The organism is Bradyrhizobium sp. LVM 105 (assembly GCF_003957705.1).
GTDB classification, from domain to species: Bacteria; Pseudomonadota; Alphaproteobacteria; order Rhizobiales; family Xanthobacteraceae; genus Bradyrhizobium; species Bradyrhizobium frederickii.
This window is the reverse complement of sequence record NZ_QZMV01000001.1, coordinates 17577-30444: the sequence shown is the minus strand read 5'-3', so window position 1 is coordinate 30444 and position 12868 is coordinate 17577. Positions and strand designations below refer to the sequence as shown.

Annotated in this window: 15 protein-coding genes and 1 pseudogene; 5 read left to right on the top strand and 11 right to left on the bottom strand. The window is 63.4% G+C overall.

The features are described from left to right. Positions 1-3: 3 nt before the first annotated feature. The 9 genes from D6B98_RS39635 to dusA all read right to left on the bottom strand — a co-directional run bounded on the left by D6B98_RS39635 (position 4) and on the right by dusA (position 8294). Positions 4-162: a hypothetical protein gene (locus D6B98_RS39635; RefSeq protein WP_164718287.1), complete on the bottom strand. Its 159-nt coding sequence runs from the start codon at positions 160-162 to the stop codon at positions 4-6. 94 nt (positions 163-256) lie between these two features. Continuing rightward, the gene (locus D6B98_RS00150) at positions 257-838 is read right to left on the bottom strand and encodes a flavin reductase family protein (RefSeq protein ID WP_126254940.1); all 582 of its coding nucleotides are present in this window, start codon (positions 836-838) and stop codon (positions 257-259) included. Between the two features lie 32 nt (positions 839-870). Beyond that, entirely contained in the window at positions 871-1707 is an 837-nt protein-coding gene (locus D6B98_RS00145; protein WP_126254939.1) for an ATP-binding cassette domain-containing protein, read from the bottom strand. Positions 1708-1727: 20 nt separating this feature from the next. After that, the gene (ssuC, locus tag D6B98_RS00140) at positions 1728-2534 is read right to left on the bottom strand and encodes an aliphatic sulfonate ABC transporter permease SsuC (RefSeq protein ID WP_126254938.1); all 807 of its coding nucleotides are present in this window, start codon (positions 2532-2534) and stop codon (positions 1728-1730) included. Then, entirely contained in the window at positions 2531-3697 is a 1167-nt protein-coding gene (ssuD, locus tag D6B98_RS00135; protein ID WP_126254937.1) for an FMNH2-dependent alkanesulfonate monooxygenase, read from the bottom strand. The genes ssuC and ssuD overlap by 4 nt, the downstream gene beginning before the upstream one ends. A gap of 8 nt (positions 3698-3705) precedes the next feature. Beyond that, positions 3706-4659 (bottom strand): sulfonate ABC transporter substrate-binding protein, encoded by a 954-nt coding sequence (locus D6B98_RS00130; RefSeq protein ID WP_126254936.1) that lies wholly within the window; start codon positions 4657-4659, stop codon positions 3706-3708. Positions 4660-4697: 38 nt separating this feature from the next. Beyond that, the gene (locus tag D6B98_RS00125; RefSeq protein ID WP_126254935.1) at positions 4698-5648 is read right to left on the bottom strand and encodes a sulfonate ABC transporter substrate-binding protein; all 951 of its coding nucleotides are present in this window, start codon (positions 5646-5648) and stop codon (positions 4698-4700) included. 398 nt (positions 5649-6046) lie between these two features. Further along, entirely contained in the window at positions 6047-7213 is a 1167-nt protein-coding gene (locus tag D6B98_RS00120; RefSeq protein ID WP_126254934.1) for a cytochrome P450, read from the bottom strand. Positions 7214-7346: 133 nt separating this feature from the next. After that, positions 7347-8294 carry a tRNA dihydrouridine(20/20a) synthase DusA gene (dusA, locus tag D6B98_RS00115; RefSeq protein ID WP_245481196.1) on the bottom strand — a complete coding sequence of 316 codons (948 nt, stop codon included), beginning with the start codon at positions 8292-8294 and terminating at the stop codon, positions 7347-7349. 169 nt (positions 8295-8463) lie between these two features. On the opposite strand from dusA, the gene D6B98_RS40730 reads away from it, so the two are divergent. The 3 genes from D6B98_RS40730 (at position 8464) to D6B98_RS39630 (ending at position 10201) form a co-directional block, all read left to right on the top strand. Continuing rightward, the gene (locus D6B98_RS40730) at positions 8464-8898 is read left to right on the top strand and encodes a hypothetical protein (RefSeq protein ID WP_245481194.1); all 435 of its coding nucleotides are present in this window, start codon (positions 8464-8466) and stop codon (positions 8896-8898) included. After that, positions 8885-9553 (top strand): site-specific integrase, encoded by a 669-nt coding sequence (locus tag D6B98_RS40725; RefSeq protein ID WP_245481193.1) that lies wholly within the window; start codon positions 8885-8887, stop codon positions 9551-9553. The genes D6B98_RS40730 and D6B98_RS40725 overlap by 14 nt, the downstream gene beginning before the upstream one ends. Positions 9554-9898: 345 nt before the next feature. After that, positions 9899-10201: a hypothetical protein gene (locus D6B98_RS39630; RefSeq protein ID WP_164718286.1), complete on the top strand. Its 303-nt coding sequence runs from the start codon at positions 9899-9901 to the stop codon at positions 10199-10201. A gap of 225 nt (positions 10202-10426) precedes the next feature. On the opposite strand, the gene D6B98_RS00100 is transcribed toward D6B98_RS39630, so the two are convergent. Continuing rightward, positions 10427-10591, bottom strand: a complete 165-nt coding sequence (locus D6B98_RS00100; RefSeq protein WP_245481254.1) for a hypothetical protein — start codon at positions 10589-10591, stop codon at positions 10427-10429. Positions 10592-10698: 107 nt separating this feature from the next. Here D6B98_RS00100 and D6B98_RS41845 point away from each other — a divergent pair, with 107 nt between their 5' ends. Together D6B98_RS41845 and D6B98_RS00090 are read left to right on the top strand one after the other, a co-directional pair. Next, the gene (locus D6B98_RS41845; RefSeq protein ID WP_430644613.1) at positions 10699-10914 is read left to right on the top strand and encodes a nuclear transport factor 2 family protein; all 216 of its coding nucleotides are present in this window, start codon (positions 10699-10701) and stop codon (positions 10912-10914) included. Further along, positions 10911-11172 (top strand): annotated as a pseudogene (locus D6B98_RS00090) (FAD-dependent oxidoreductase); the annotation flags it as partial. The gene D6B98_RS41845 and the pseudogene D6B98_RS00090, both read left to right, overlap by 4 nt. Positions 11173-11421: 249 nt before the next feature. Here D6B98_RS00090 and D6B98_RS00085 read toward each other — a convergent pair. Beyond that, positions 11422-12867 (bottom strand): GntP family permease, encoded by a 1446-nt coding sequence (locus D6B98_RS00085; protein WP_126254931.1) that lies wholly within the window; start codon positions 12865-12867, stop codon positions 11422-11424. Between the last annotated feature and the right edge of the window lies 1 nt (position 12868).

The following is a 12868-nucleotide window of genomic DNA, read 5'->3' as shown; positions in this document are numbered from 1 at the left end:
ATATCACGAATAACTCGGTGCATCCGGCTTGCGGAAGATGTGAATGGGATCGCCGGGGATGATCACGGGCTGGCCCGAGAACATCGCGTAGGCGTAGAGCGCGAGATAGGCGATCGCGAGCGCACCGACGGCGTAGAAGGCGAAGGTCGCGATGCGCTTCATCGATCCGCTCCATGGCCGGCCCGAAACGGGAGGCTCTGGGCGCTTCTAGAGCGATGAGGCGGAAAAGGCCAGCCCGCGCGCCCGCCCGCGGCGATCAAACGCCGCGCCGGCCGTGCGCGGGAAGGCTGACATCGGCGAGCCTTGCGGCGTCTTCGTCCTGGTCGACCGCCACGTAGCGGCCGTGCCAATAGGCCAGCGCCGCGGTACGCATCGAGCTCTTGATGTCCCTGACACGGCCGATGACGATGCCGTGCGAGTGGCGCTCCACGATCTCCTCGACCTCGCAATCGAAGGCCGACAGCGCGCCGGCCAGGAGCGGCACGCCCGAGACCGCCGTCACCCATGTGGCGCCCTTGAAACGATCGGCGCCCTTCAGCCCGCCCTTGCCGGAAAAACGCTCGGCCACGTCGAGCTGGTCGGCGTTGAGGATGTTCACGCCGAAGGCGCCGTGGCGCCGGATCAAGGGGAAGGACGAGGCGTCGCGGTTGATGCTGACCAGCAGCGTCGGAGGCTCGACCGACAACGAGGTCACCGAGGTCACCGTCATGCCGGTGATGTCCTTGCCCCTGCCGGCGGTGATGACGCTGACGCCCCCGGTGAGATGGCGCATGGCGCCGCGGAAATCGGCGGACGAGACGGGGGTTTCAGTCATGAGATCGCGAGGCACTACATTCATGGCATTGCTCCCCGAAGCGGGGTTCCCTTTATTTAGGTACGATCATCCGCCGACAACAGGTGGTGCAGGATCGAGCCTTCGAGGTCTGCGAGTTCGACCGAGCCGCGCCGGCGCGGCCTGGCTGCGTTAACCACGACGTCATGGGCGATGCGGCCCTCCTCGATCACGAGCACGCGATCCGCCAGCGCGACCGCTTCGGAGACGTCATGGGTGACCAGGATCGCGGTAAAGCCCTGATCGCGCCAGACGCGCTCCAAGAGGCGCTGCATCGAGATGCGGGTCAGCGCATCCAGTGCGCCGAGCGGCTCGTCGAAGGCTAGCACGCGCGGGCGCGAGACCAATGCGCGAGCCAGCGCGACGCGCTGCTTCTGGCCGCCCGACAGTACCGAAGGCCAATGCTCGCGCTTGTCGGCGAGGCCAACCTCCGTCAACGCTTTCTCTGCGCGTACATGTGCGTCTTGCGAGGCGCGATCGCGACCGAGGCCGACCTCGACATTTGCGAGCACGCGGGCCCAGGGCAAGAGCCGTGGCTCCTGGAACATCACACGGATGTCCTCGGGCTGGATGTCCTGACCGAAGCCGATGCTGCCGGCATCGATCCTATCGAGACCGGCGATCAGGCGCAGCAGCGTGCTCTTGCCGCAACCGCTCTTGCCGACGATGGCGACGAACTGGCCGGCCGGGATGTGCAGGTCGATGCCGCGCAGCACCTCGTTGCGGCCGAAGGATTTGCGCAAGCCGCGGATGTTGAGCGGCAGACCGCCGGTCTGTGCCGGCCGCTCCTCGCGCACCACGCGGGCATGAGGCGCGTAGTTGGCGGGGCTGGCGAGCTCGGTTTCGGGAAGGGAGGTGCGAAGCGCTGTCTGCATGTGATTCCCAGTATTTCTGCTCAACGTTTCTGGAAGGCGGGGTGCCAGGAGAGCGTCGACCGCTCCAGCACGCGGGAGGCGCTGTCGGCGAGCTTGCCGAGCAGGGCGTAGATCAGGATCGAGAGCACGACGACGTCGATCAGCATGAACTCGCGCGCCTGCATCGCCATGTAGCCTAGCCCTGAGGACGCGGCGATGGTCTCGGCGACGATCAGCGTCAGCCACATGATGCCGAGCGCGAAGCGGATACCGACGAAGATCGAGGGCAACGCGCCCGGGAAGATCACGCGGCGGAACAGCTCGCCGCCGGTCATGCCGTAGATCCGGCCCATCTCGATCAGCTGCGGATCGACGGTGCGGATGCCGTGCAGCGTGTTGAGGTAGATCGGGAAGAACACGCCGAGCGCCACCAGGAACAGTTTTGCACTTTCGTCGATGCCGAACCACAGGATGACCAGCGGGATCAGCGCCAGATGTGGCACGTTGCGCACCATCTGCAGCGTGGTGTCGGTCAGCTTGGCCGAGAGCTGCGACAGGCCGTTGGCGAGGCCGAAGGCGAAGCCGATGCTGCCGCCGATCAGGAAGCCGGTCGAGGCGCGCCAGAACGACACCCAGATGTTGCGGACGAGCTCGCCGGAGAGCAGCAGATTCCAGCCGGCGAGCACGACGTCGCTCGGCGCCGGCAGCACCCGCGTCGGCACGAAGCCGGTGATGCTCGCGAGCTGCCAGATCGCGATGATGGCAAGCGGCACGATCCACTGGACCAGGCCGTCGACGCGCGGCAGGCGAACGCCGCGCGGGAGCGAGATGCTGTCGATCAGGCTCATGACTGGGACACTCGGTGCTGCGGACGGAAATCGCTGCCGACCGTCTCGCCGAACGGACCGCCGTTGAAATGCAGCCGGGTCACGTTGCTCGGCTGCGCCAGCGAGAGCAGCGGGAACACCAGCTCGGCGAAGCGATAGGCTTCCTCCAGATGCGGATAGCCCGACATGATGAAGCTATCGATGCCGAGATCCTGATACTCCCTGATGCGGGCCGCCACCGTCTGGGCGTCGCCGACCAGTGCGGTGCCGGCACCGCCGCGCACCAAGCCGACGCCGGCCCACAGGTTCGGGGCGATCTCGAGCTTGTCGCGCTTGCCGCCATGGAGCTGCGCCATGCGCTGCTGTCCGACGGAATCCATGCGGGCAAAGTTCTTCTGCGCCAGCGCAATGGTGTCGTCGCTGACATGCCTGATCAGCTCGTTGGCGGCGCGCCAGGCCTCCTCATTGGTTTCGCGGACAATGACATGAAGGCGGATGCCGAAGGAGAGCTTCCGGCCGCGCGCAGCGGCCACGTCCCTCACCTTCGCGATCTTCTCCGCGACGAGCGCGGGCGGCTCGCCCCAGGTGAGATATTTGTCGACGGTGTCGACGGCGACGTCGATGCCGGCGTCCGAGGAGCCGCCGAAATACAGCGGCGGCCGCGGCGACTGCACCGGCGGAAACAACAGCTTGCCGCCTTCGACATGGATGTGCTTGCCCTCGACGTTGACGGTCTTGCCGGCGAGCAGGTCACTGTAGACGTTGAGGAACTCGCGGGTGACCTCGTAGCGCTCGTCATGACCGAGGAAGATGCCATCCCCCTTGTTCTCGACGGGATCGCCGCCGGTGACGACGTTGACGAGCAGCCGGCCATTGCTGATGCGATCGAGCGTCGCCGTCATGCGCGCGGCCACGCTTGGCGATTGCAGGCCGGGGCGGACGGCGACGAGATAGCGCAGCCGCTCGGTGAACGGCGCAACTGACGAGGCGACGATCCAGGAATCTTCGCACGACCGCCCGGTCGGCAGCAGCACGCCGAAATAGCCGAGCTGATCGGCGGCCTGCGCGATCTGGCGCAGATAGTTGAAGTTGACCTCGCGGCCGCCGATGCCGGTGCCGAGATAGCGGCCGTCGCCGTGGGTCGGCAGAAACCAGAGGATGTTGGCGTTGGATTGCTTGCTCATGATTGTGCTCACGTACCGGGCTTCCGAGCGACGTCGGAAATCTTGATGGATTTGGGGATCAGGCCCAGCGCGAAGAACGCATCGGCCACCTGCTGCTGGTCGGCAATGACGGCATCGGTGATCGGCCTGATGCCGTAGGACTGCCGCTTCAACGCCACCTCGACCACCGGGACGGACAGGCCGATCGACGGCGCCAGCTGCTCGGCGACCGCGTGGATATCGCCCCGGGCCCAGTCGTCGATCGCGCTCAGTTCAGCGAGCACGGCTTCGACGATGCTGGGATTGGCATTGAGGAATTTCCTCGAGGAGAAATAGAACTGGTAGTTGGCAACGATGCCAGTGCCATCAGTGAGCGTGCGCGCGCCGGTGGCCGCTTCCGCGGCGGCCTGGAACGGATCCCAGATGACCCAGGCATCGACGGCGCCGCGCTCGAAGGCGGCGCGGGCATCGGCCGGCGCCAGGAACACCGGCTCGATCTCCGAATACTTCACGCCGGCCTGCTCCAGCGCCTTGACCAGGAGATAATGGACGTTGGAGCCCTTGTTCAGCGCGATCTTCTTGCCCTTGAGGTCGGCGACGGATTTCAGCGGGCTGTGCTTCGGCACCAGGATCGCCTCGCCCTTCGGGGCCGGCGGCTCATAGGCGACATATTGGATCGGCGCGCCGGCGGCCTGCGCGAAGATCGGTGGGGCTTCGCCGGTGTTGCCGAAATCGATCGCGCCGACATTGAGCGCTTCGAGCAGCGGCGGACCGGAGGGGAATTCCGTCCACACCACCTTGAAGCCGGCGGCAGCCAGCTTCGGCTCGAGCGTGCCCTTGCTCTTGAGCAACACCAGCTTGCCGTATTTCTGGTAACCGATGCGGACGACCTTGTCCTCGCCATAGGAGGTGCCGACCGCGGCGGCGACGATGCCGATCGACAGCATGACGGCTGCGATCAGGCGCTGGATGATACGCCTCATGTTCAAACCCTTATGCGTGGAAAGAGTGGTCGGCATGATCAGGCTGCCGGGTTGCGCCAGACGATGTCGCGGATGACGATCGGCTTCGGAATCAAACCGAGCTTGTAGAAGCGGTCGGCGACACCCTGCTGGGTCGCGACGATGTCGTCGGTGACGGGACCGACCACGAAGTTGGCGCGATTGGCCGCCACGGTCTGGATGTCCAGCGGCACGCCGGTGATCGCGGCGAGCGATCTGGCGACCTCGTCGCGATGCTGCTCGGCCCATGTGCCCGCCGCGGTCGTCACCTCGACGATCTGCTGCAGGATCGTTCCGTGATTCTTCGCGAAGTCGCGGTTGGCGATGTAGAAGGAATTGGTCTTGGTGACCTCGCGCGCATTGATCAGGATGCGTCCGTTCTGCTTGGTCTCGCCGATCGCGAAGTACGGATCCCAGATCGCCCAGGCCTCGATGCTGCCATTGGCAAAGGCCGGGCCGGCATCCGGTGGCGTCAGATAGACCGGCGTGATGTCGGCATAGGTGAGGCCGGCCTTCTCCAGCGTCTGCACCACGACGTTGTGGGCGCTGGATCCCTTGGTGAAGCCGACGCGCTTGCCCTTGAGGTCGGCGATGTCGCGGATCGGCGAATGCTTCGGCACCAGGATGCCCTGCCCGTTGGTGACGGGCTGGGCCGCGGCATAAACGATCGCCGCTCCCGCTGCCTGCGCGAACACCGGCGGGGAATCTCCGACCGCACCGAAATCCACGCTGCCGACATTCATCGCTTCCATCATCGGCGGACCCGACGAGAACTCGATCCATTTCACGTCGATGCCTTGCGGGGCGAAATGTTTTTCCAGGGCGGCCCTTTGGCGCGCGATCACCAGCACGCCAGTCTTCTGGTAGCCGATACGAATTTCCTTCAGCGCGCCTTGGGCCGTTGCAGACGAGGCAATCGCTGCAGCGGCTGCAGTTCCGATCGATAGTTTGAGAAAGTCACGACGCTGCATTCCACACTCCAGACCGCGTGCGGCCGTTGTTCGTTCACGTGTGGAGGATGATGGTGCGGGTTGTCGGAGGTGTCGAGACGTCCAGGAAAATAGCGATGCGCGCACTGCGCGTGCGGCAGTACGCATGATTAATCTTTCAAGCGGCCGCGACGATGCAGAGCGATTATTTTCGCACGCGAATGTGAGCGCCGCACGGATCCGGCCCTCCGCTGCAAAGTGCCGAACTCAAAATTTCGAAAACAACCCCATGCACAGTAGCCGGCGCTAACGGGATCAATGACTTACGCGGCAGCCAACTTGCGCGGCAGGCAAAAGGTTTGCTCCGTCGGGCAAAACAGGCGCATGATGGCATGATCGCGGAGTGAACGGCGTCGTGGTGCGCGCAAGCGCCTGCCGGCCTAATGCAGCCATCTCACCGGCAAGTTCTGCAAGCCCCGGAACGCCCAGCCGCCGATGCGCACCGGCTCGTCGTCGGCGAGCTCGAGCTTCTTTGCCCGCGCGAACAATGTCGGCAGCGCGACATCGGCGATCATGGCGCGGGACGCGAAGGCGCCGGCGCAGAAATGCGGGCCGGCGCCGAACGCGACGCTCTTGGTCACGTCGCGGCGCACGTCGAACTCATCGGCGCGGTCGAAATGCTTCTCGTCGCGGTTGGCGGAGCCGAACATCAGGAACACGCGCTCGTCGGTTTCGAAGGCGACGTCGCGGATGCTCCAGGGTTTTGCGATACGGCGCGGCGACATGCCGATCGGCGAGATCCAGCGGGCGTATTCCTCGAAAGCCTGCAGCCAGGTCACTTCACCGCGCAGAACCAGAGCGAGCTGCTCGGGATGGGTCAAGAGCGCCCATACCGTGCCGGCAATCGCCTTGCGCGGTTCGTTCTGCCCGCCCGAGATCGCGAGCTTGACGTTGGCGCGCACGCTCTCCATCGACATGCCCGAGGAAAGGAGAACCCCGAGAATGCTCTGGTCGGGATGCTTGCGCATCACCGGCAGGATGTCGTCGATGGCAGCGTCGATACCGGACGTCGCGGCATGGCAGCGCGCCTCGACCGCGGGATCGCCGGCGTAATTGGCGATGCCCTCGATCATGCCTTGCGACCAGGCGTCCATATCCTCATAGCCGATATTGGTGAGGCCAGTGATCGACTTCAGGCATTCGCCGGAGAACGGCAACGCGAAATCGCGCATCAAGTCGACCCGCCCGGGCTCGATCGAAGCGAGGATGCGGTCGGCATGGGCCTGGAACTGCGCAGTCCAGTGCGCCTTCACCGTCTTCGGCGACACCGTCGGGAACATCGCGCGGCGCTCGACCTGATGCGCCTCGCCGTCCTTGCGCATCATGTTGTGGCCCATCAGCCGGTTCATCAGGCCGGCGGGCTGGTGCGAGGAGAACACGTCGATCTGCTTCTCGGAGATCGAGATGTCGTCGCGGCTGGTCAGCAGCGTCGAGCCGAGCTGCGGCACGAAGGCGATCGGCGCCTCCTTGCGCATCTTTGCCAGCATTGGATAGGGATCGGCCCAGAATGCGGCAGGATCGATGTCGATGCGTGGCGCCGTGCTCAAGCGTCGCTCCCTTGCTGTATCCCCGACGCTTTGCGCTCACGCGGCCGTTCGGGTCCGGATCAGCTTTTAGCGCGTTCAGGCGCCGCCGTCTGTCCCCAGCGATTGGGACAGGGCGGCGTCACTGGGGCATCTGCTAGGCAGCCTGTCCAAATGCGACCTTGGCGATCGCATCGCTCAGCACATCGAAGCCGGCCCCCGGCCGCGTGCCCTGCTCGGCGAGATGGCGACGGAAGGCCCGTGCGCCCGGCACGGCATGAAATGCGCCGACGAAATGCCGCGTGATCGCATGCAGCCGCGTGCCACGCGCGAGCTGCTGCTCGATATAGGGCATCATGGCCTCGAGCGCGGCCTGCATGGTCCCATGCGGGGCCGCTTCGCCAAAGATCTCCCGATCGACGGAGAGCAGCCGCCATGGTTCCTGATAGGCGGCGCGGCCGAGCATCGCGCCATCGACGTGTTGGAGATGCGCTTTCGCTTCGTCTACGCCGGGGATGCCGCCGTTGATGATGACGGGCACGTCGGGCATCGCACGCTTGAGCCGATAGACGCGGTCATAATCGAGCGGCGGGATGTCGCGATTCTCCTTCGGCGACAGACCGTTGAGCCAGGCCTTGCGGGCATGCACGATGAGCGCATCGCAGCCTGAGGCGACCACCGCGCGCGCAAGCGCATCGAGCGCCATTTCAGGATCCTGGTCGTCGATGCCGATGCGGCATTTCACCGTGATGGGAATTGCGACCGCACGCTTCATCGCCTCGACGCATCTCGCCACCAGCTCCGGCTCCGCCATCAGGCAGGCGCCGAAGCGGCCGTCCTTCACGCGGTCCGACGGGCAGCCGACGTTAAGATTGATCTCGTCATAGCCGAACGCCTCGCCGATCCGCGCAGCCAGCGCCAGTTCGCGCGGATCCGACCCGCCAAGCTGAAGCGCGACCGGATGCTCGACTGCGTCGAACCCAAGCAGCCGCTCGCGGTCGCCATGAATGATGGCCCCGGTCGTCAGCATCTCGGTATAGAGCAGCGCCCGCCGCGTCAGATGGCGATGGAACACCCGGCAGTGCCGGTCAGTCCAATCCATCATCGGCGCCACGGAAAAGCGATAGTGTTGCGATTCCAATGATTTACCTTACACTCTCAATGGGATGAAGCACGAACGTGTGCACTCCAAACTAGCCGAAATTGCATACGTTTGTACCCGTTTTGACCTCTCGGTGCACACATAGTGCACACGAAAGCCGGAGTGCACACGCGTGGCGACCTTCACTCAATTGGCATCGGGAAACTGGCGCGTCCAAGTCCGTCGCAAGACACGTTATGTGGCTGAGACCTTCCGACGGCGCAAGGACGGCGAAGAATGGGCGCTCGAAATGGAACGCAACATTGACCGCAATGGATCGTCCAAGCCGCGCGTGACCCGAAACGTTCGCACGTTTGGCGATCTGGTTGACCTGCACGACGAAGACATGCGCGAAGTCGGCAAGCCCCCGCGCCGATCAAAAGCTGCTGTGATGACCTCGCTGAAAACTGAGCTCGGCAGTGTAAAGCTGACCGCCCTCAATCGAGAGCGGTTGATCGAGTTCGGAAGAAAGCGCGCCAAGCAAGGCGCCGGCCCCGCGACGTTGGCGATCGATATGTCCTTCATCCGCACAATTACAACGCACGCCGCCCGCCGTGCACGGTATTGAAGTCTCAGCCGAAGAAGCACGCCTCGCACGTGTCGCGTTAACTCACCTCAATCTGGTCGGAAAGAGCAAAGAGCGCGACCGACGGCCCACGCAAGATGAACTAGACGAACTCATCGAATACTTCGAGACAAATCGTCGGCAATTCATACCGATGGGGCGGATCGTCAGATTTGCCGTCGCAACGACATTACGACAGGAAGAGATCTGCAAACCCGACTGGCCGCTCGTCGACATGAAAAAACGACTGGTGGTCATTCAGGACAGAAAGGACCCTAGGAACAAGGATGGAAATGACCAGAAAGTGCCTTTGCTCAACTTAACAGGCTATGATGCGTGGGAGGTCGTGCTTCAGCAGCGAATCGTGACTCGAGGCTATGGGCGGGTCTTTCCGCATAACCATAGATCCGTAAGTGCGGCATTCACCCGGGCATGCGATGAACTCAAGATTGAAGACCTGCACTTCCACGATCTGCGTCACGAGGGAACGAGCCGTCTGTTCGAAGCAGGACTTCCAATCGAAAAGGTAGCACTGGTCACCGGCCACAAAGATTGGCGGCAGCTGCAGCGGTATACCAACCTTAAAGTTGAAGATCTTCTCAAGCTGCAGTACGCCCAGCAGCCATCGATGGAAGAATTTATCAAGATGTTGGCGTAAGGCATCTCGCAAATTGATACGGACGGCATTCGCCGATACTCAGATTGGAAGTCTCCGAATTTCTGCTGCGCTCTCAACAGAATTCCGACAATTCGCAGCCTTTTTGCTTGTTGAGATCCCTACAGAATTCGCTCTTGTCGGAATGATGTTCGAGCCGGCTGTCGCCTCGCGGCACGGCGCTCGGACTGTCCCCTTTGGGAGAAAGCGGGCCAAGCAAGGCGCTGGTCCAGCGACGTTGGCGATCGATTTGTCCTTTAGGCGGTCGCGCTCAGCGCGCAGCTCATCAACCTTGTTCAGCATCCGCGCCAACAACTCTTCCGCAGACTTCGTGCTGATGCCCGCGCGTTGGAGATCGAGGATTTCCTTTCGCTGCCGCGCGATCTGCCGGCGGCGTTGCTCGATGTCCGCTCGAACGAACTCGATATCCATGGCCTCGTCCTCCTTGTCGATAGGAACAAAAAAAGAACAAAAATGCAGGGCGCAAAAATATTTTTCGGCGCGCGACGACGCCCGTTTGGCGGGTGCCAGATCGATGCCACGCCTTTTCCGTGCGATGAGGGAAGTGTGTGCTGGAAATTAAAAAAGCCCTTGCGGGCCAACCTCTTGGAGGTGGTGGGCGCACCAGGGCTCGAACCTGGGACCCGCTGATTAAGAGTCAGCCACGGGTTGAGAACAATCAATGACTTGCCGGTCGCACACTGGGGCTTGTCTGGCCGAAAATGGGCATTCGTAGCACGACCATAATCGTTCGTTGGACTCTTGTGATCGGGGCAGTCGGGTCGGCCCGAGTGGTCCGCGGATGCAGCACAGATTCCGTAGTCCTGAGCGATCGGCGTGGCCCCGATCTTAGGGTCTGTATTGCGCGACGAATCGCTACACGGCAGTGACCATCCGCCACAACGTCTCGACCAGCACGGCGTAGCCCTTGTCGAGAGCTTCAGGTGCCGTGAATTCGCGCGGATTGTGGCTGAGCCCGCCCTGGCTCGGCACGAATATGAGCGTCAACCGGCACGACGGCGCCGGTGTAATGGCCTGCATGACCGAGGACATCGTGTTCGACGCGGCCGCGGGTCCCGACATCTACGGCCGACGGCTGCCCGGCACGAACGAGGTTCGGGGCGCTTTCGAGGCAACCTGGACCCGGGATGCCCGATGTGAGCTGGGAGTGCACGCGGCACACTGTATTCGGCGACCGCGCCGTCTCCGAATGGATTTTTCGCGCCACCGCGCCGGACGGGGCGCGCATCGAGGTCGAAGGCTGCGATCTCTTCGGCTTCCGCGGCGAGCGGATCTGCACCAAGAGCGCCTTCCGCAAGGACAGGCCGGCGCAGCCGGCAGCGCAGCGGAGCGACGCGCGATGAACGTGCACGCTGCGCCGCCAGCGGCCGCCTATGATCCGCTGGTTTCCAGTGGTCCCGGCCGCAACCGGCAATATACCCCGACCTACTGGATCGCCACGGTTGGCACACCTCCGCCGGACGACGGTCCGATCACCAACGACACCGTCGCCGACGTCGCGATCATCGGCTCGGGCTATACAGGGCTCGCCTGCGCGATCTTCCTTGCGCGCGAACGGCATCAAGGCCGTCGTGCTCGAGGCCGATCGCGTCGCCTGGGGCCGCCAAGCTTGCGTTCGGCTATCTGCGCATGGCACGCGATCTCGGCGTGCGCGTGCACACCGCAAGCCCGGTGCAGCAAGTCGAACGGCATGACGGCGCGTATCTTCTGCGCACGCCGGGCGGGACGGTGCCCGGGCGCAATTAAGCGGCGCTGCTAATTGCGCGCGCTCTAAGTATCACTTGCCCCCGCAAGAAGCCGACGGGGCGGTCGAACCGCCGTGGCTTCACCAATGAGCAGAAGCGGGCAAGTCAAAACGATCCAAAAACCGAACCCAGTATCAAGACAGCAACAAGTGCGATGATGCAGCTGACGATCACGGTCATCACCATGTCGAGATAGCTTTCACGGTGAGTCAGACCACTAATCTGCAATAACAGCAACACCGTGCCGTTGTGCGGAAGCGCGTCCAGGGTACCGGCGCTCATTGTTGTTATGCGATGCATCAACTCGGGATCGATGTGATGCTCAGTGGCTAGACGCATAAAGTCGGCGCCAAACGCATTGAGCACAATTGCCATACCGCCGGAGGCAGTACCGGTCAGCCCCGCCAGCACATTCATGGAGAGAGCCAATGAGACCAGCGGTCCTCCCTGAACCGAAAATACCGCATCGCGAACCAGCCCAAATGCCGGCACTGCGGCAACGACCGCGCCGAAACCGACAAGACTGGCGATCATCAGCATCGGCAAGGCGGCAGAATTCGCACCCGCGTCGAGACTTTCGCGCACGGATGGCAAGCGTCGAAAGTTGATGAGAATGACGGTCAAGTTTGCCAACGCGAGAGCCACCAAAACCGACCAGACGCCGGAAACGCCCCCGATCGTGATACCCCCCCAGCGGGGCTCGGACAGGAACGAAAAGTCGAGCCGCGGGAATACGACGAGCGCCATCAGGAAATTGGTTACGATAACGACGATGATGGGCAGCATGGCCAGGACGAAGGGCGGCCCGCTCTCGGCCTGCTTGCCATGCGGTAACTCGGCCGGGTCGAAGTCGCCCGCCGGCGCTGCCTGCTCGCGGACCATCTCGTTGACGACAGGAGCGGTTCCCACCTCGCCATCGTAACCTTCGCCAGCCTTGCGCGCAGCCGCCTCGGCACGGCCGAGCCACCACATGCCGAAGACAAAGATGATGGCCGACGCGATGAGACTCAGCCCGGGGGCCGCAAAGGTGGTGGTGCCGAAGTACGGCATCGGAATCGCGTTATTGACCGAGGGGGTTCCCGGCATCACTGACATGGTGAAGGTGAATGCGCCGAGACCGACGGCCGCCGGTATCAACCGGCGTGGCAGATTCGCAGCTCTGAACATCTCGTGAGCCAGCGGGGCCAGCACGAAAAACGCAACGAACACGCTCACCCCGCCATAGGTCACGATCGCCGAGGCTGCCACCACTGCGAGCATAGTGCGGCCGGCCCCCAACCTCTTGGTCAAATACTGCGCGATGGCGCTGACCGAGCCACTGTCGCCCATGAGCTTGCCGAACAACCCGCCAAGCAGAAACAGGGGAAACCATTGCGCCACAAATCGCGCCGCTCCCGGCATGAAGGTCTGCGTCCAGTGTGCGAGCAGCGGCTCTCGCGAGAACGCGGCCACGATAAGCGCCGCCGGCGGAGCGACCATCAGAATGCTCCAACCCCGGTACGCGAGCCACATCAGCAGAGCGAGACCGAGCAATATTCCAATGAGGCCCATG